The organism is Streptomyces niveiscabiei, from assembly GCF_001419795.1.
Lineage (GTDB): Bacteria > Actinomycetota > Actinomycetes > Streptomycetales > Streptomycetaceae > Streptomyces > Streptomyces niveiscabiei.
In genome coordinates this window covers 1-17085 of sequence record NZ_LIRL01000562.1, presented here as the reverse complement: position 1 = coordinate 17085, position 17085 = coordinate 1, and the positions used below count along the sequence as shown (strand labels likewise).

At 73.3% G+C, this 17085-nt stretch carries 16 protein-coding genes; 10 read left to right on the top strand and 6 right to left on the bottom strand.

Annotation, left to right across the window (positions count from 1 at the left end; all coding sequences use genetic code 11):
* A partial coding sequence (locus AOK24_RS26260) for an alpha/beta fold hydrolase (protein WP_159051986.1) occupies nt 1-931 on the bottom strand: 931 nt, incomplete at its 3' end.
* Nucleotides 932-1100: 169 nt separating this feature from the next.
* Here AOK24_RS26260 and AOK24_RS26255 point away from each other — a divergent pair.
* From AOK24_RS26255 to AOK24_RS26210, 10 genes are all read left to right on the top strand, one after another.
* Complete coding sequence (locus AOK24_RS26255; RefSeq protein ID WP_206191268.1) at nt 1101-2351, top strand: ATP-grasp domain-containing protein; 1251 nt, start codon at nt 1101-1103, stop codon at nt 2349-2351.
* Complete coding sequence (locus AOK24_RS26250) at nt 2348-3154, top strand: Rossmann-like domain-containing protein (protein ID WP_055722534.1); 807 nt, start codon at nt 2348-2350, stop codon at nt 3152-3154. Before AOK24_RS26255 ends, AOK24_RS26250 begins: the two co-directional genes overlap by 4 nt.
* On the top strand, nt 3151-4233 hold the full coding sequence (locus AOK24_RS26245; RefSeq protein WP_055722533.1) for a PLP-dependent cysteine synthase family protein: 1083 nt from the start codon (nt 3151-3153) through the stop codon (nt 4231-4233). Before AOK24_RS26250 ends, AOK24_RS26245 begins: the two co-directional genes overlap by 4 nt.
* The gene (locus tag AOK24_RS26240; protein WP_055722532.1) at nt 4230-5273 is read left to right on the top strand and encodes a dipeptide epimerase; all 1044 of its coding nucleotides are present in this window, start codon (nt 4230-4232) and stop codon (nt 5271-5273) included. The genes AOK24_RS26245 and AOK24_RS26240 overlap by 4 nt, the downstream gene beginning before the upstream one ends.
* Complete coding sequence (locus AOK24_RS26235; RefSeq protein ID WP_055722531.1) at nt 5257-6504, top strand: MFS transporter; 1248 nt, start codon at nt 5257-5259, stop codon at nt 6502-6504. Before AOK24_RS26240 ends, AOK24_RS26235 begins: the two co-directional genes overlap by 17 nt.
* A 3-nt stretch (nt 6505-6507) precedes the next feature.
* Nucleotides 6508-7287 carry a class I SAM-dependent methyltransferase gene (locus tag AOK24_RS26230; RefSeq protein ID WP_055722530.1) on the top strand — a complete coding sequence of 260 codons (780 nt, stop codon included), beginning with the start codon at nt 6508-6510 and terminating at the stop codon, nt 7285-7287.
* Between the two features lie 9 nt (nt 7288-7296).
* Nucleotides 7297-8850, top strand: coding sequence for an ABC transporter substrate-binding protein (locus AOK24_RS26225; protein WP_055722529.1), 1554 nt, complete (start codon nt 7297-7299; stop codon nt 8848-8850).
* Nucleotides 8847-9800 carry an ABC transporter permease gene (locus AOK24_RS26220; RefSeq protein WP_055722528.1) on the top strand — a complete coding sequence of 318 codons (954 nt, stop codon included), beginning with the start codon at nt 8847-8849 and terminating at the stop codon, nt 9798-9800. Before AOK24_RS26225 ends, AOK24_RS26220 begins: the two co-directional genes overlap by 4 nt.
* A gap of 29 nt (nt 9801-9829) precedes the next feature.
* Nucleotides 9830-10657 carry an ABC transporter permease gene (locus AOK24_RS26215; protein WP_055722536.1) on the top strand — a complete coding sequence of 276 codons (828 nt, stop codon included), beginning with the start codon at nt 9830-9832 and terminating at the stop codon, nt 10655-10657.
* A gap of 425 nt (nt 10658-11082) precedes the next feature.
* Nucleotides 11083-12486: an ABC transporter ATP-binding protein gene (locus AOK24_RS26210; protein WP_420876693.1), complete on the top strand. Its 1404-nt coding sequence runs from the start codon at nt 11083-11085 to the stop codon at nt 12484-12486.
* Here the strand turns inward: AOK24_RS26210 and AOK24_RS26205 are convergent.
* The 5 genes from AOK24_RS26205 to AOK24_RS26185 all read right to left on the bottom strand — a co-directional run.
* A complete protein-coding gene (locus AOK24_RS26205) occupies nt 12440-12955 on the bottom strand; it encodes a MarR family winged helix-turn-helix transcriptional regulator (protein ID WP_055722527.1) in 516 nt (171 codons plus the stop codon). The genes AOK24_RS26210 and AOK24_RS26205 overlap by 47 nt on opposite strands.
* Before the next feature lie 67 nt (nt 12956-13022).
* Complete coding sequence (locus AOK24_RS26200; protein ID WP_055722526.1) at nt 13023-13949, bottom strand: ion transporter; 927 nt, start codon at nt 13947-13949, stop codon at nt 13023-13025.
* Nucleotides 13950-14131: 182 nt separating this feature from the next.
* Entirely contained in the window at nt 14132-15088 is a 957-nt protein-coding gene (locus tag AOK24_RS26195) for a Dyp-type peroxidase (RefSeq protein WP_055722525.1), read from the bottom strand.
* A 238-nt stretch (nt 15089-15326) separates the two neighbouring features.
* Nucleotides 15327-16280 (bottom strand): ankyrin repeat domain-containing protein, encoded by a 954-nt coding sequence (locus AOK24_RS26190; protein ID WP_055722524.1) that lies wholly within the window; start codon nt 16278-16280, stop codon nt 15327-15329.
* A gap of 64 nt (nt 16281-16344) precedes the next feature.
* Nucleotides 16345-17085: alpha/beta fold hydrolase (locus AOK24_RS26185; protein ID WP_055722523.1), on the bottom strand; the 741-nt coding region annotated here is incomplete at its 5' end.

The following is a 17085-nucleotide window of genomic DNA, read 5'->3' as shown; positions in this document are numbered from 1 at the left end:
CGCGCAGGCCGTCGGCGAGGGGGGCCCAGCGCTCGGTGCGGCCGAGGGCGCGGTAGACGACGCGGTCGAAGGAGGCGGGGCCGTACTCCTGGAACCCTTCCCGCGCCCGCAGGTACGCCCGGCGGACCACGTCCGCCGTGTCGCCCAGTCCGAACCGCTCGTCGTGTGCCGCGGCCCAGCCGAAGAACGTCTCGCGCTGCCGCAGCAGCGCCCGGGCCTGGAGGACGTCGAAGTCGTGCCAGTCCCCCGGGCCGACCACGCTGTCCAGCACCATCCGTCCGGTCCGCGCGGGGAACAGCGCGGTGTAGGCGGCGCCCAGGTAGCTCCCGTAGGAGACGCCGAGGAAGTTCGTCACCGGCTCGCCGAGCGCGGAGCGGATCGCGTCCATGTCGTACGCGGTCTCCTCGGTGGAGAGGTACGGCAGGGCGTTGCGGGCGCAGTCGTCGGCGAGGGCTTTCAGGGACGCCAGGTAGGCGCGGCCTTCGAGGTCGGGGGCCGGGGTCGTGAACAGGCCGCCCATGGCGCCGCAGTCGGCGGCCGCGCTGTCGCCCACGCCGCGCGGGTCGAAGCCGATGACGTCGTAGGCGCGGCGGACGCTCTCGGGGAGCTTGGCCCGTTTGGTGACGGCGTACGGGAGTCCGGAGCCGCCGGGTCCGCCGGGGTTGACGAGCAGGATTCCCCGGCGTTCGGCGGGTGGGCCCGAGGCGGGGACGCGGGAGACGGCGATGTCGATCCGGGGACCGTCGGGGCGGCGGTGGTCGAGGGGCACGGTCAGGTGTCCGCACTCGACGCGGTCGGGTGCGGGCGGCGCGGAGACGGAGTCGGGGCAGGGGCCGAAGCGCAGGGGCTCGGCGGCGGACGCGGGCGGGAGCGGCAGGTGCAGGAGCGCGGTGGCGGCGAGCAGGGCGGCGCAGCGCGGCAGGAAGGTCAAGGGAATCCCTTCGGATGGCCATCGGGGAGCCATCGGAGAACCATTGAAGAACCGGATGACAATGAAAATGATTATCGATAACGTGTCCACGTCACAACCGGACCGCCTTCCCCGAAGGCGCGCTCCGGCCTGCGCCGAGAACTCAACTCCTGTCCCTGAAAGGGGAGTCGTGGCTCATCTGCTGGTGGTCGAGAGCTGGGTCGGTTCGATGAGCAGACTGCTGCCGAGAGCGATCCGCGAGAGCGGGCACACGTTCACCTTCCTCACCCGCGATCTGCACCACTACCTGCGCTCTGCGCCCGAGGGCACGGCGCACCCGCTGCTCGGAGCGAGCAACGTCGTCACCGCCGACACGAACGACACGGACACCCTGCTGCCCCGGGTGGCCGACCTGCACGGCGTGTTCGGCTTCGACGGCGTCGTCACGTCCTGCGACTACTACCTCCCGACGGTCGCCCGCATCGCCGCCCGCCTGAACCTCCCGGGCCCGGGCGCGCAGGCCGTGGAGAACGCGTGCCGCAAGGACGCCACGCGCCGCGTCCTCACCGACGCCGGCGTTCCCGGCCCGCGGTTCGCCGTCCGCACCGAGTGGGCCGAACTCGCGGGCGCGGCGCGGGAGATCGGCTACCCGCTGGTCGTGAAGCCGGTCGACCTGTGCGCCGGGATGTTCGTCCGGCGCGTCGACGACGAGGCCCAACTCGCGGACGCCTTCCGCGCGTTGTCGGAGTTCCCGGTCAACGCCCGTGGCCAGCGGCGCGATCCGGCCGTCCTCCTCGAAGAGCTGCTGGACGGCCCCGAGGTGAGCGTGGAGACGGTGTCGCACGCGGGGACGGTCCATGTGATCGGCGTGACCGACAAGAGCATCGGCGGACAGCCGGCGTTCATCGAGACGGGCCACATGTTCCCGGCCGCCCTCTCCCCGGCGGACACGGAGGCCGCCGAGCACACCGCGCTGGCCGCCCTGAAGGCGCTGGGCCTGGTGGACGGCGTCGTCGCGCACACCGAGGTCAAGCTCACCTCGTCCGGCCCCCGCATCGTCGAGGTCAACCCGCGTCCGGCGGGCAACCGCATCACCGAACTGGTCCGCCACGTCACCGGAGTCGACCTGGCCGCCGCGTTCGTGGACGTCGCCCTCGGCCTCGCCCCCGACCTGGCCCGCAAGGACACCGGCCTGGCCAGCGCCGCGATCGGCTTCGTCGTCCCCGAGACCTCGGGCACCCTCGAAGCCCTGGACGGCGGCGGCCTTCCCGGCGACCTCCTGGAGGTCCAGCTCGCCGAGCCGGGACGGCAGGTGAAGGCGGCCGGCAGCAACAACGAGTACCTCGGCCACGTCATGGCGGGCGACCCGCACGGCCCCGGCGCCCGCGACCGCGTCGAGTCGGCGCTCTCGACTCTCCGCGCCGGGCTGGTGATCCGGTGACCGCCCTGACCAAGACCTCCTTCGACGCCCTCCTGCACCAGGCCCTCGACGGCCGCCTCGGCCCCGACCCGGCGGGCGTACGCGTCGCCGTCGCCTTCCGCACCCAGCAGGCCGTACGGCACGACGGGCGCGGCACCGGCTACCGCAACGAGGTGCTGAGCCTGCGCATCGGCGAGGCCGTCGGGTCCTGCGCGGTCGAACCGGGCGCGCTCCCCGAGGAGGCGCTGGACGACTGTGTCGGCGCCGACGTCGCCGAGCTCCTCCAGCACCCCCTGCTCCCGGTGCGGGTCGCCGCGCTGGACGCCTACCTCATGCACGCCGTCCCGCACGGCGGCGAGCCGGTCGCGCTGCCCGCCGGGACGTCCCTGGAGAAGTCCCGGGTGCGCGCACGGGCCGTCGTCGAGCTGCTCGACGTGCCCGAGGGGTCGACGGTCCTGGTCGTCGGGGTCGTCAACTCCCTGCTGGAGGCGCTGCGTTCGCGCGGGCTGCGGTATGTGGCGTGCGATCTGAAGGGCGGTACGACGGAGTGGGGCGAGCCGGTCGCCGTCGACGCGCTCGCGGCCCTGGACGGGTGCGACGCGCTGCTGGTGTCCGGGATGACGCTGGGCAACGGCACGTTCGACGCGCTGCGGGAGCGGGCCGGCGGGCGTCCGCTCGTGCTGTTCGCCCAGACCGGCAGCGCGGTCCTGCCGCACTTCCTCGGGCACGGGGTGAGCGCGGTGTGCGCGGAGCCGTACCCGTTCTTCTGGCTGGACGGCGGTCCCGGGACCGTCCACCGCTACCGTGCCGGAGGCGTGCGATGACCACGACCGCGGCCGAACGCGCCGTAGCCCGCCCGGAGTTGCTCGGACTCCTCGGCCGCACCCCCATCGCGCGGATCACCGCGGGGCTGCCCGGACCGCAGCCCGGGTTCTGGGCCAAGCTGGAGGGGCTCGGCGCCGGCGGGATGAAGGCGCGGGCGGCCGTGTCGATGCTGCTCGGTGCCCGGGAGCGGGGTGAACTCCGGCCCGGCGCACCAGTGGTCGAGTCCACCTCGGGCACGCTCGGCATCGGGCTCGCGTTCGCCGGGCAGGCGCTCGGGCATCCGGTGGTCCTCGTCGGGGACCGCGAACTGGAGCCGTCCATGCGGCAGTTGCTGCGCGCGTACGGCGTCCGCCTCGACCTCGTGGACCGTCCGGCGCCGGTCGGCGGCTGGCAGGCGGCCCGACTGGCCCGGCTGCGCGAGCTGTTGGCGGCCCTGCCGGGCGCGTACTGGCCCGACCAGTACAACAACCCCGACAACACGGCCGGTTACGCCTCCCTGGCCGCCGAACTCGCCGTGCAGCTCGACCACCTGGACATCCTGGTGTGCAGCGTCGGCACGGGCGGGCACAGCGCCGGGGTCATCGGGCCGCTGCGCCGCCACTGGCCCCGGCTGCGCCTGATCGGCGTGGACTCGACGGGTTCCACGATCTTCGGGCAGCCCGCCAGGCCCCGGCTGATGCGCGGCCTCGGCAGCAGCATCCACCCGCGCAACGTCGCCTACGACGCGTTCGACGAGGTCCACTGGGTCGGCCCCGCCGAGGCCGTGGACGCCTGCCGCAGGCTGGCCCGGGAGAGCTTCGTGAGCGGCGGCTGGAGCACGGGCGCGGTCGCGCGCGTCGCCGCCTGGGCGGCCCGCGTCCACCCGGGCGCGGTCGTCGCGACCGTCTTCCCCGACGGCCCGCACCGCTACCTGGACTCCGTCTTCGACGACGACTTCGCCGCCGCCCACGGCCTGGCCCCCGCCACGGCGGCCACCCGCCCGGTCGAGATCCCGCACCCCACCGCCGCCGAGGCCACCGGCTGGGCCCGCTGCACCCGCGTCACCGATCCGCTGAACTCCCAGGAAAGGACCCCGTGAAGGCCACCCTGCGCACCGTACGCCTCGACCTCGCCGAGCCGCTGCGCATCTCCCGTTCCACCATGTCCGCCCGCGACGCCGTCTGGCTCACGATCGAGGACCCCGACGGCACCCGCGGCCACGGCGAGGCCGTCAGCAGCGTGTACTACGACCTGGACGCCGAGACCCTGACCCGGCACCTGTCGGCCGTGGACCTGACCCGCTACCCGGACCCCGAAACGGCCCTGTACGACGGCGAGTTGACCGGCTCCGACACGCCGGCTGCGGTCACGGCGGCCGTCGAGTCGGCGCTGCTGGACCTCGTCGGCAAGCGGGCCGGGAAGCCGGTGCACGCCCTGCTGGGCTCCCCCGCCGTGCCGGTCGCCGCGACCGCGCGGACCATCGGCATCACCTCGCTCGCGAAGGCCGCCGCCGAGGCCCGCAAGCTCGCGGCCTGCGGTTTCCGCGTCATCAAGATCAAGGCCGGGGCGGCCGATGAGGCCGTGGAACGCGTCCGGGTGATCCGCGACGCGGCACCCGAGGCACGGCTGCTCCTCGATCCCAACGGGGCCTGGAGCGTGGCGGATACGCGCCGGGTGCTGCCCCGGTTGGCCGAACTCGGCGTCGAGGCCGTGGAACAGCCGGTGGCGCCGGGCGATCCCGAAGAGCTTGCGGCGCTCGCTCTTTCGTCGCCGCTGCCGGTGATCGCCGACGAGGACGCCGTACGCATCGAGGACGTCCGGCGGCTCGCCGGGCGCGTCCAGGGCGTCAACGTCAAGCTCGCCAAGTGTGGCGGCGTCCACAACGCCCTGCGCATCGCGGAGTTGATCGAGGGCAGCGGCACCGCGCTGATGCTGGGGTGCCTGACCGCGAGCAGTCTCGGGATCGCGCCCGCCGTGCATCTCGCCGACCGGGCGCGCTGGGTGGACCTGGACGGGCATCTGCTGCTGGCGCGCGATCCCTGGTCGGGGATCGGGGGCGACGACGGGTACGTGCGCACGAGCGGGCTGCCCGGGCTCGGGGTGCGGTTCGGGGGTGTGTCGCGTGCGCACGTGGCGTGAGATGCGGCAGTTCCCGCTCGCCGTACAGCTGTTGCTGGTCAACCAGTTCGGCGTCAACACCGGTTTCTATCTGCTGATCCCCTATCTCGCCACGCACCTCGGGGAGAACCTGGGGCTGTCGGCCGCCGTCGTCGGGGTCGTCCTCGGGGTGCGCAACCTCAGCCAGCAGGGGCTGTTCATCATCGGCGGGTCCGCGTCCGACCGGCTCGGGGCGCGCGGGGTCATCATCGCCGGGTGCGCGCTGCGGACCGTCGGGTTCGCGCTGTTCGCGCTCGGTGACAGCCTGCCGGTGCTGCTGGCCGCGTCGGTGCTGAGCGGGTTCGCGGGGGCGCTGTTCAACCCGGCCGTGCGGGCGTACGTCTCGCAGGAGTCGGGGGAGCGCAAGGCGGAGGCGTTCGCGCTGTTCAACGTGTTCGCGACGGCCGGGGCGCTGGTCGGGCCGCTGCTGGGGAGCGCGCTGCTGCTGGTGGACTTCCGTACGTCGGCGCTGACGGCCGCCGCGATCTTCGCGGCCCTGACGGTCGCCCAGGCGCTCGTGCTGCCCGCCCGCGAGGTCGCGCCGAGCAAGGGGACCGTCCTCGGGGACTGGCGCGAGGTGCTGGGTCAACGCGCCTTCCTGGCCTTCGCGTTGGCGATGGTCGGCATGTTCACCCTGGAGAACCAGCTGTACCTGCTGCTGCCCGACGGCGCTCGCCGGGCCACCGGCTGGGACGGGGCCGCCGGGATCGTCTTCCTCGTCGGCACCCTCGCCAACCTCGCGCTGCAACTGCGGATCACCGCCGCCCTCAAGGAGCGCGGGAACAGGGCGCGGTGGATCGCCGTCGGGCTCGGCGTGATGGCCCTCGGCTTCCTGCCCCCGGCCGTCGTCGCCGGGGTCTCCGATGGACCAACTGCCCTGCGGGTGCTGCCCGTTCTCGCCGGGACGCTGCTGCTGTACCTCGGCGTGATGGTCGCCCAGCCGTTCGTCATGGAGCTCATCCCCCGGTTCGGCAGGCCCGAGCTGACCGGCACGTACTTCGGGATCTTCTACGTCGTCTCCGGTATCGCGGCGGCCGTCGGCAACGCGGTCGTCGGGTGGGCGATGGACACCGGGGAGCGCGGGGACGCGGCCTGGCTGCCGTGGGTGTGCTGCGCGGCGTTCGGGCTGCTGTCGGCGGCCGGGGTGGCCTGGCTGCACCGGCTGGGCTCACTGCCGTCCGAGGCGCGCGCGGTCGCCGCGACGGGGGTGTGAACCATGTCCAACTTCCTCACGGACAACCCCGCCCTGTACGAGGCCCGCTTCCCCGACGCCGAACGGCTCGCCGGGCGCTGGGCCGAGGACTGCCTGCGCCGGTACGACGCGGGCGCGCGCGTCCTCGACCTGGGCTGCGGCACCGGGCGCGACGCCGCGTACCTGCACGGCACCGGCCGTACCGTCACCGGGGCCGACCTGTCCGAGGCGATGCTCGCGCATGCGCGGGCCGTCCATCCCGGGCCCGCCTACGTCACGGCCGATCTGCACGGATTCGACCTGGGCGAGGGCGAGTTCGACGCCGTGCTCTGCCTGGACAGCGCGCTGCTGTACTGCCACACCGACGAGCAGCTCGACGCCTGTCTGCGGTCGGTGCGGCGGGCGCTCGCGCCGGGTGGGCTGCTGGTCGCGGAGATGCGCAACGGGGCGTATTTCCTGGGCCGGACGGACCTGTTGGACACGCCGGGCGTGAACTCCTTCGTCTGGCAGGGGGTTTCGTACCGGTCGACGACCACGCTCACCGTGGACCGCACGGCTCAGCTGCTGCGCCGGACCCGGGTCTGGGAGACCGAGGACGGTCCGGTCGAACAGCGGTCGGCGTGGCGGCTGTTGTTCCCGCTGGAGCTGCGGCACCGGCTGGCCTCGCACGGGTTCGAGGTGCTGGAGCTGCACGACGGACCCGGTCCGCGTACCGAACCTCCTTGGCGGGAGGGCTTGTTGCCGGGTTCAGCGGCGGATGCCGACCGGCTGCATGTGATCGCTCGTCCCACTACTTCTTCTTGAGGATGTCTGATGCGTTTTTCTTTGGGTCGCCGGGGTCTTCTGGCGGCGGGGGCGGCTTCGCTGGGCGCGCTGGCGGTGAGCGGGTGCGGTGATTCAGGGGGCTCCAAGGGGAGCGCTTCTGACACTCCCGTGCGCGGGGGCCGGCTGCGGGCCGCCTTCGCGGGCGGCGGTGCGAGCGAGAACCTCGACCCGCACCTCGCGAACCTCTTCGGCGACGTCGCCCGCGCCAAGGCGCAGTACGACAAGCTCGCCGACTACGGCCCGAACCTCGCGGCCGTACCCCGGCTCGCGGCGAAGTGGGAGCCGAACAAGACCCTCGACCGGTGGCAAGTGACCCTGCGCGAGGCCACGTTCCACGACGGGAGGCCCGTCACCGCGCAGGACGTGCTCTACAGCTACCGCCGGATCGCCGACCCGGCGAAGGCGTTCCGCGCCAAGGCGTCCCTGGAGCCCATCGACCTCGCCGCGAGCCGGGCGACGGGGACGCGGACGATCGAGTTCGTGCTGAAGCGGCCGACCGCCGAATTCCCCAACGTGCTGGCCGCGTTCGGCGCGTACATCGTGCCCGACAAGGCGACCGACTTCGACAAGAAGCCCGTCGGGTCGGGGCCGTTCAGGTTCGTGTCGTTCGCGCCGGGCCGCTCGGCGGTCTTCCGCCGCAACGACGCCTACTGGGAGGGCGCCCCGCACCTCGACGAGCTGGAGTTCGTCGTCGCGAACGAGGAATCGGCGCGCGTCAACGCCCTGTTGGGCGGCCAGATCGAGTACGCGCACGAGCTGAACCCGACGACCGCACGCGCCCACGAGGGACGCGGTCAGATCGAGATCGTGCGGCTGCGCGGCAGCGCCATGCAGGCGTTCGCGATGAAGACCGACCGGCCGCCGTTCGACGACCCGCGCGTCCGGCAGGCGTTCTTCCTCATCGCCGACCGGCAGGAACTCGTGGACGGCGCGCTGTCGGGCGCGGGCGTCGTCGGCAACGACCTGTTCGGCAAGGGGTACGAGTACTACGCGGCCGATCTCCCCCAGCGCGCCCAGGACTTGGCGAAGGCGCGGGCGCTGCTGAAGGCGGCCGGCGCCTCGGACCTCAAGGTCACGCTGGACACCTCGGAGGTCGCCGCCGGGTTCACGGAGGCCGCCGGGATCTTCCGCGACCAGGCCAAGAAGGCCGGGGTCACGGTCGAGGTGCGGGTCGGCAGCAAGGACTCGTACTGGAGCGACATCCTCGACTCCGGCGTCCTCGCCTGCTACCGCTCGGGCGCGATGCCGATCGAGGCGCACATCTCGCAGCGGCTGCTGACGGACTCGACGACCAACGCGACGCACTGGCGGCACAAAGACTTCGACGCGCTGTACCAGCAGGCGCAGTCGACGTCCGACGCGACCGCGCGTGCCGCCGTGTACGGGCGGATGCAGCGGCGGCTGTACACCGAGGGCGGGTTCCTGGTGTGGGGGTTCGCGGACTGGATCATCGGAACGGGCCGCCAGGTCAAGGGGATCGAGAAGGCGGCTCCCGCCAACACGCTGGGCTGGGCGCGGTTCGACAAGGTGTGGCTCGCGTGAGTTTTCTCGGCTCGTTCGTCGTCCGGCGGCTGCTGCTCGGCGTCGTGCAGACCGTGGCCGTGGTGCTGCTGGTCTTCGCGCTCGCCGAGGCGCTGCCGGGCGACGCGGCGGTCGCCCTCGCGGGCGATCAGCCCGATCCGGCGCGGATCGCCGCGATCCGGGAGGCGATGCACCTCGACCAGCCCGCCGCGGAACGGCTGCTGACCTGGGCGGGCGGTCTGCTGCACGGAGATCTGGGCACGTCCCTGGTCTCCGGGCGGCCGGTCTCCCTGTACCTCTCCGAGGGGTTCGGCCCGACGCTGCTGCTCGCCTCGCTGACGTTGCTGCTGCTGATCCCGGCGGGGTTCGGGCTGGGCGTGCTGATGGCCCGTCACGAAGGCGGCTGGATCGACCGGTTGGCCAGCGGGGTGAGCCTCGGGGTGTACGCCGTACCGGAGTTCGCGCTCGGGGTGCTGCTCGTGACGGTGTTCGCGCTGCGCCTCGACTGGCTGCCGCCGACCGCTGTCGGGTACGGGACCGAACTCCTCGCGCATCCCGCCGTGCTGGTGCTGCCGGTGCTCGTTCTGCTGGCCCGGCCGGTGTGTTCGCTGTCGCGGCTCGTGCGGGCCGGGATGGTCGAGGCGCTGGCCTCGCCGTACGTGGCGCAGGCCCGGCGGTACGGGGTGCCGGAGGCGCGGGTGCGGTATCTGCACGCGCTGCCCAACGCGCTCGCGCCGGCCGTGCAGCAACTGGCGCGCACCGTCGACTGGTTGCTGTGCGGGGTGATCGTCGTGGAGGCGCTGTTCGTGATTCCGGGGCTGGGGACGGTGCTGCTGAACGCCGTGTCCGAGCGGGACGTGCCGGTCGTGCAGGGGCTCGCGGTGGTGTTCGGGGTGCTGACGGTCGTACTGAATCTGGGGGCTGATCTGGTGGCGCATCGGTTCGCACCTCGGGCGGAGGTGGCCGCGTGAAGGGGCGGTTCGGCTTCGGGGAGCGGCAGTTGGGCCTTGCGGGGCGGCGGTTCAGTTTTGAGGGGCGGCGGCGGTTCGTCCTGGGCGTGGTGATCGTCGCGGTGCCGCTGGTGCTGGCGCTGCTCGGGCCGGTGTTCGCGGGTGAACCCGGGCCCCGGGGCACCTCGTTCACACTCGGGGACGGTCACTGGCTGGGCACCGACTTCGTGGGGCGGGACGTCGTCCAGCAGATCCTGCACGGCGGGCGGCCGGTGGTCGTGACGGCGCTCGCGGCGACCGCGCTGGCCTATCTCGTCGCGCTGCCCGTCGGGTTGTGCTGTGCGCTGACGCATCGGCGGTGGCTGGAGGAGCTGTTGATGCGTCCGCTGGACGTACTCCTCGCGGTGCCTTCGCTGTTGCTGATCCTGCTCGTCGCGGCCGTGTTCTCGCCGGGGTCGGTCGGGCTCGCGCTGCTGGTGGCTGCGGTGAACGTGCCGGACGCCGCACGCATCGTCCGGGCCGCCGCCGGGGAGGCCGCGTCGCGCCCGGCCGTCGAGGCGCTGCGGATGCAGGGCGAGGGGTGGTGGCGGATCGCCGTCGGAACCGTCGCGCGCTCAGGCGTACGGACGCTGGCCGCCGACGCGGGGACCCGGCTCACCGGGGTGCTGTACCTGGTGGCCACCGCCGCGTTCCTCGGCGTCGGCGTCGAGCCGGACGCGGCGGACTGGGCGGTGATGGTCGACCGGAACCGCACGGGGCTGTTCGTGCAGCCGTGGGCGGTGGTGGTACCGGCGCTGCTGATCGTGGCGCTGACGACGGGGACGAATCTGCTGTTCGACGCGGCGTTGGGCCGTAAGAAGGGGACAACGGTCTCATGAGTAGTGCGGGTGGGAGCGGCGGGGCTGTTGCGGACGGGGACGGTGGGGCGGCCCGGATTCCGGGCGCGGGCGGCGGAGCCTCGCGAGGGCCGGGCGGAGATGCTGGGCTCGGGCGCGTTCCCGGCGTAGACGGCGGAATCATCCACGCTGCCGACGGCGGCGGAGCCGGACGTCCCCTCAGCGGGCGTAGCAAGGCTGGGCAGGTTCCCGACGGAAGTGGCGGGCTCGCGCGCGTTGCGGCCGGGGGCGGCGGGGCCCAGCGTACGCCGGAGAGAGATGCCGAGCCCCCACGCGTCCCAGCCGGAGACGGTGCCAGCGAGCCCGCCCCGAGTGAGCGCGGCGCCGTCGGGCATGTCGTCGCCGAACTCCGTGATCTCCGCGTCGAGATCGGCGGCCGGGCCATCGTCGACGGGGTCAGTCTCCGTGTGGCCGCCGGGCGCGTCACCGCGCTGGTGGGTGCGTCGGGGAGCGGTAAGACCACGACGGGGCTCGCGCTGCTCGGGGAGTTCCCGGCCGGTGCCGTCGTGACCGGCGAGGTGCGGGCGGCCGAGCGGGTCGGGTACGTGCCTCAGCATCCGGCCGCTGTCCTCAACCCGGCCCGCCGGGTCTCGGCGCTGCTGACGGACATCGCCCGCACCCGGCCCCGCACGGAGCGCCGGGGACTGCTGGCGGGCGCCCTCGCCGACGCCCAGGTCCCCGAACCCCTGCTGCGCCGCTTCCCCCACCAGCTCTCCGGCGGCCAGCAGCAGCGCGTCACCCTCGCGCAGGCCCTCCTGCTCGGCGCCCAGGTCGTCGTGGCGGACGAACCGACCACCGGGCAGGACGCGTTGACGAAGAGCCGGGTGGTGGAGGAGCTCTCCGCGCTGGCCGCGCGCGGCATCGCGGTGGTCCTCCTCAGCCACGACCTGGACGTCGTCCGGGCCCTCGCCGACGAGGTCCACGTCATGCGCGCGGGCCGCGTCGTCGAGTCGGGCCCCGTGGACCGCCTCCGCCTCACCCCGCAGCACCCGTGGACCCGCGAACTCTTCGACGCGGCACGCCCGTTCACGGCACCGGACACGACCCCCGGCGAACAGGTGCTGCACATCGAGAACATGACGGCCCGTCACCGCCGCACCCCGGTCGTCCACATCCCCCGCCTCACCCTGCATCAGGGCGAATGCCTTGCCGTGGTGGGCCGTTCGGGCAGCGGCAAGACGACCCTGGCCCGCGCCCTGGCCGGCCTGCACCGCACGTACGACGGTGAGGTCACCCTCGACGGCACCCCTCTCCCCCGCAGCCTCCGCGACCGGACCCACGCCCAACTCGCGGCCGTGCAGTACGTGTTCCAGGACGCGCGCTCGGCGTTCGACGAGCACCGTACGATCCTGGACCAGGTCTCCCGCACGGCGATCCGCCTGCGCGGCCTGCCCGCACCGGCCGCTCAGGAGGAGGCCCGCGACGCCCTGGCGACCCTCGGTCTCACCGAGTCCCTGTGGACCCGCCTCCCCGCCGCCCTGTCCGGCGGCGAACTCCAACGCGCCGCACTGGCCCGCGCGTTGCTCGCCCGCCCCCGTGTCCTGCTGTGCGACGAGATCACCTCGGCCCTGGACCCGGTGACCCGCCGCACGATCCTCGACACCCTCACCGCGCTCCTGCGCACCCGCCCCGACCTGACGCTCGTCCTGATCACCCACGACCTCGACACGGCCGCCCTCGCCCACCGCATCGCGGTCCTGGACGCGGGCGAACTCGTCGAGGAGGGCCCGGCGGACGAGATCCTGACCCGCCCGGCCCACCCCTTCACGGCCGCCCTGACCCGGACGACGGCCCGGTTGCAGGAGATGTGAGCACCCCTGCCGGGTCACCGGAGTTGAGGATCATCCGCCGGAGCACCTTGACGGCCGTGACGTAGTCGGCGTCGTCGATGCCCTCGTGCAGGCGTGCGCGGACGGCGGGTGCGTGCCGCTTGACCTCCGTACGGGCCTCCTCGCCCGCCTCCGTGATCCACAGCCGGCCGTCGCCGTCGCGGGTGATCCAGCCCTTGGCCAGCAGGGTCTGCGCCTCGGCGGACAGGTCGTCCTCGGGGCGGAGGTAGGTGGTCATGGCCTCCTTCAGCTCCGGGACCGTCCTGCCGTGGCCGTCGGGCGAGAGGTCGTGCGGGGAGAGGTTGCGCAGGATCCAGAACTGCGGCTGGGAGGTGCCGAGTTCGGCCATGTGCGCGCGGATGCGGGCGATGGTCGCCTCGTAGGCGAGGCCGGTCCAGTAGGCGACGGGCTGCGCGGCGAGGTCGGTGTCGGTGAGGTGCTGGGTGGTCATGCCGGGTTCCCCCCTGGGTGTGGTCGGTGCGACACCCAAGACGGTAGAACCTCGACTTAAGTCGAGGTCAAGGGCCGGGTCTGCCCGCACCCGCGAGGTCCCGTTCGAGGTCGTCCAGGGCCTGGCGGGCCGCGCTGATGCGGGCCCGCAGGAGGTCGTTCTCCGCCGCGCCGGGGCCCGAGAACACCGGTTCGAGGGGCTCCCGTGCCGCCTCCCGTTCCGTCTCCCTCGCCGCCTCGCGTTCCATCTCGCGCGCCTCGTCCAACGACGTGATCACCACCCCGATCAGCACGTTGACCAGCACGAACGACGCCAGCAGGACGTACGAGGCGTAGTAGACGAGGCTCCAGCGGGAGATCTCCAGGCCGCTGTGGACCGCGTCCCCGATGCCGTCCAGCGTCATCAGCAGGAAGAGCGTGAGGACGGCCCGCCCGATGGAGCCGTAGTGCTGCGGGTCCTCGCGGCTGAAGAAGACCCAGCCGACCATCGCGTACACGTACAGCAGCAGCGCCCCGACCAGCAGGAAGCTCAGCGTGCCGGGCAGGCTGCGGATCACCGCGACCAGCATGACCCGCAGCTGCGGCAGGAACCGCGCGCTGCGCAGGACCCGGGCGAGGCGCAGCAGGCGCAGGATCGTGGTGTTCTCGCGGACCACCGGGAGGAAGGTCGTGAGGATGACCGCGAGGTCGAAGAGGTTCCAGGGGTCCTTGAAGAAGTCCCGGGGCCGGTCGGCGTGCGCGCCGAGCCGGACGAGGAGTTCGACGGCGAAGACGGCGAGGCAGAGGTGTTCGGCGAACCGTAACCCCGTGTGCCAGCGGGCGACGAGACCGGCGTAGGTCTCCACGCCGAGCAGCGCCGCGTTGAGGAGGATCACCGCGAAGACGGTGAGGGCGAACCACCGGGACTCGGTGACCGCGCGGCAGCGGTCGGCCAGCTCCTGGCGGGCGGGGTTCATCGGCGCCACCTCGATCGCCGGGTCGTGCATGTGCGGCATCCTGCTGTCCTGGCTCCTTCGTCACGCGTGCGAGAGGGCACACCCGGTCAACCCGCCCTGGACGAGAGCGGGTTGAGTGATCACCCCGGGATACTTCTACAGGACAGCTCTTCTACAGGACAGTAGAGAGGTGCCCCCTCGCCGGACCGCACGCCTCACCGGCCCCGCACGGGCCGCCGCCCTCAGCACGCCGCCAGCCTCTTGAGGAAGTCCGTCGGCGGTACGAAGAACATCGTGCCGGTCACCGCCTCGGAGAAGTCCAGGATCGGATCGGGCCCGGTGTCCCGCGTACCGAGGAACATCCGGCGCAGCATGGTCTCCGGGATCTCGGGATCGGCCGCGTAGGCGATGAAGTACGTCCCGAACTCGCCGTGTCCGGGCCGCCCGAACGGCATCGCGGCGCGCAGGATCCGCCGCTCCTCGCCGTCGCCCCCGGTCAGCGTGTTGACGTCGACGTGGGAACCGGGGCGCTCCAGCTCGATGTTGGTCGCCTTGGTCCGCCCGATCACGCCCTCCTGCTCCTCGGTGGCGAGCTTCTCCCACGCCTCGACGTCGTGCAGGTACTTCTGGACGACGGCGTACGACCCGCCCGCGAACGCCGGGTCCTCGGCGCCGACGAGCGCGGTCTCGGCGGCGGTCCGGCCGACCGGGTTCTCCGTGCCGTCCACGAAGCCGAGGAGGTTGCGGGCGTCGAAGTAGGAGAACGCGTGCACCTCGTCCTGGAGGACGGCGACCCCGCGCAGCCGCTTCACGATCTCCGTGGCGAGCGCGAAGCACAGGTCAGGGCGGGTGGCGCGGACGTGGAACAGGAGGTCGCCCGGGGTGGCGACGGCCCGGTGCCGGGGGCCGTCGAGGGGCCGGAACGGGTGCAGGGCGGCGGGGCGCTCGCCGCCCGCGCAGATCCGGTCCCAGCCGTCGGCGCCGATGCCCGCGAGGCACGACAGCTGCCCTTCGGGGTGCCCGAAGCCGATCGACCTGACCAGTCCGGCGAGCCCGGCGAGCAGGTCCCTGGCCACGGGTTCGCCGCCGGGTTCGACGGTGAGTACGAGGAAGACGGCGGCGGAGGCCGGTGTCCCGACGACGGGCTGTGCCCGCTCCTCGGTCGGCCGGTGCTCTGAAGCAGACCAGGACGACGACATGGCTCCCCTCCCTGCGGATCCCTGCCGGATCCGGTGACGCGTGGCTGTGCTGGTGTCCGGGCCCCGGCGCCTTCGGCCGGGCGGACCGCCCCCGTGACCCTGCCCGGCGGACCGGCCCCCGAAGCGCGGTCCCGGAGTGACGGCTTCCACCCTCCGTCCTGGCGTGCCCGGCGCCAACGGCGCCCACGGGTCGCACGGTTGTCCGGACGGCGCCCGCCGGGACAGTGGCCCGGCTCGTTCACTCCGTCCAGTAGTCCCGCTCCGGCAGCCGCACCCACCTGTCCGGCTGTCCCGTGAAGGCCTTCGCGTCGACCGGCCGCAGGCCCGCCCACGCGCAGGCGTACGCCATCGGCTCCAGCGCGTAGAGGTAGCCCATGAGCACCTCGTCGGCGCTCTGCCCGACGTCGGTCCCTCCGCCGGGGTGCAGGTCCCATCCCTCCACCACGCCGTCCCGGACGACGCACCCCTGGTTGCCGCTCTTGGGGTTGGCGTACACCCCGTACGCCCGCGTCCCGGCGGTCAGCCGCTTCATCACGCCGGGCATCTGCGGCCCGTACCCCCACGGCTGGGCGACGACACACCCGCCGGGCACCGTCGTCACGCCGACGGTCAGCAGGCTCTCGTCCATGTCGACGTCGTACGGCGCCTCCAGCAGCTCTTCGAGGTCCTCGGGGTCGACCTCGCCGCCCTCCAGGCGCCGTACGGCCTCGTCGGCGTCGATGCCCGTGACGCAGGTGACGCCCATGCCGTCGTGGTAGAAGTCCCCCAGCGCTGCCAGGAGCCGGGCCGCCTCCTCGGCGGCCGAGCGCTCGGCGTCCGTCAACCCGGGCTGTCCCTCGGGCCGTTCGAAGAGGTCCGGCGTCGGTCCCGCGAGGGCGAGGCGGCCCGGGGACCAGCCGCCGAGCTGGGGCAGCCAGGGGTCGGCTCCGGCGGCGACGAGCGCGCGGGCGTGCTCGTCGTGCCGGGACTCGACCGCCTCCCACAGCGCGGTCCTGCCCTCCCACAGGGCGTCCACATCGGCGACGCGCCCCGCGAGTTCGGCGACGACCTCGGGCGAGCCGGAGACGGCCGCCCGGTGCAGGGGCAGTCCCCCGCTCCACGCCTCGGGGTCAGCGCCCGCGTCGAGCCGGGCGCTGATGTCCCCGTGGTCCGTCCAGTCCCACCCCATGCCCACCCAGTTCCCGCCGGCCATGCCCCGCCCCTCCCTCGTCGATCACCACTGCCCCCACCTTCGCAGACGCCACTGACAACGCCCCCTACTCCCGCAGGAACCCGCCCACGACCTGCGCGAACGCCTCCGGCTCATCCATCCAGGGGAAGTGCCCGGCGCCCTCCAGCACCACCGTCTCCGCCCCCGGCAGCAGCCCCGCGAACTCGCGCACCACCTCCGGCGGAGCCGCCACGTCGACCTCCCCCGCGACCACCAGCACCGGCACCCCGACCCGGCCGAGTGCCTTGCGCGTGCGCGCGGGTTCGTACGCCCCGTCACCGCCGTACGCCGCGAGGATCACCGGATCCAGTGACTCCCCGGTGTGATGCGCACGCGCCCGCGCGTCCCAGCGTCCGTACGAGAACGGCGTGACGGCCTCCCACGCGTCCGCGTCGCCCCGGCCCGCGCAGATCGACGACAGGGCCGCGTACGCCGCCGGGAACCAGGGTTCGGCGTCCCGCAGCCGTGCGACGGACAGCCGTTGCTCGCCGGTGATCTCCAGGCCGACGGCCCTGGTGCTGGGGGTGATGAGCGCGAGCCGGGCGAGCCGCTCCGGGTGCCGTTCGGCGTACAGGGCCGCGAGGTTCGCGCCCGCGCAGTGGGCCAGCAGATTCACCCTTTCGAGACCCAGGTGGACGCGGAGCGCCTCGACGTCGTCGACCATGCGGTCGCAGCGGTACGAGGCGGGGTCGGCCGGGGTGGCCGAGCGGCCGGTGCCCCTGAGGTCGAGGCGGATCAGCCGGTGCCGGTCGGCGAGGCCGCCGAGGCCGGCCAGGTAGGCGGAGTC

What these genes read in the sequence shown, in the direction of transcription:
- AOK24_RS26245 (WP_055722533.1), top strand. Translation starts at nt 3,151, where the DNA reads ATGACCACGACCGCGGCCGAACGCGCCGTAGCCCGCCCGGAGTTGCTC.
- AOK24_RS26230 (WP_055722530.1), top strand. Translation starts at nt 6,508, where the DNA reads ATGTCCAACTTCCTCACGGACAACCCCGCCCTGTACGAGGCCCGCTTC.
- AOK24_RS26190 (WP_055722524.1), bottom strand. Translation starts at nt 16,280, where the DNA reads ATGGCCGGCGGGAACTGGGTGGGCATGGGGTGGGACTGGACGGACCAC.
- AOK24_RS26200 (WP_055722526.1), bottom strand. Translation starts at nt 13,949, where the DNA reads ATGCCGCACATGCACGACCCGGCGATCGAGGTGGCGCCGATGAACCCC.
- AOK24_RS26195 (WP_055722525.1), bottom strand. Translation starts at nt 15,088, where the DNA reads ATGTCGTCGTCCTGGTCTGCTTCAGAGCACCGGCCGACCGAGGAGCGG.
- AOK24_RS26205 (WP_055722527.1), bottom strand. Translation starts at nt 12,955, where the DNA reads ATGACCACCCAGCACCTCACCGACACCGACCTCGCCGCGCAGCCCGTC.
- AOK24_RS26225 (WP_055722529.1), top strand. Translation starts at nt 7,297, where the DNA reads ATGCGTTTTTCTTTGGGTCGCCGGGGTCTTCTGGCGGCGGGGGCGGCT.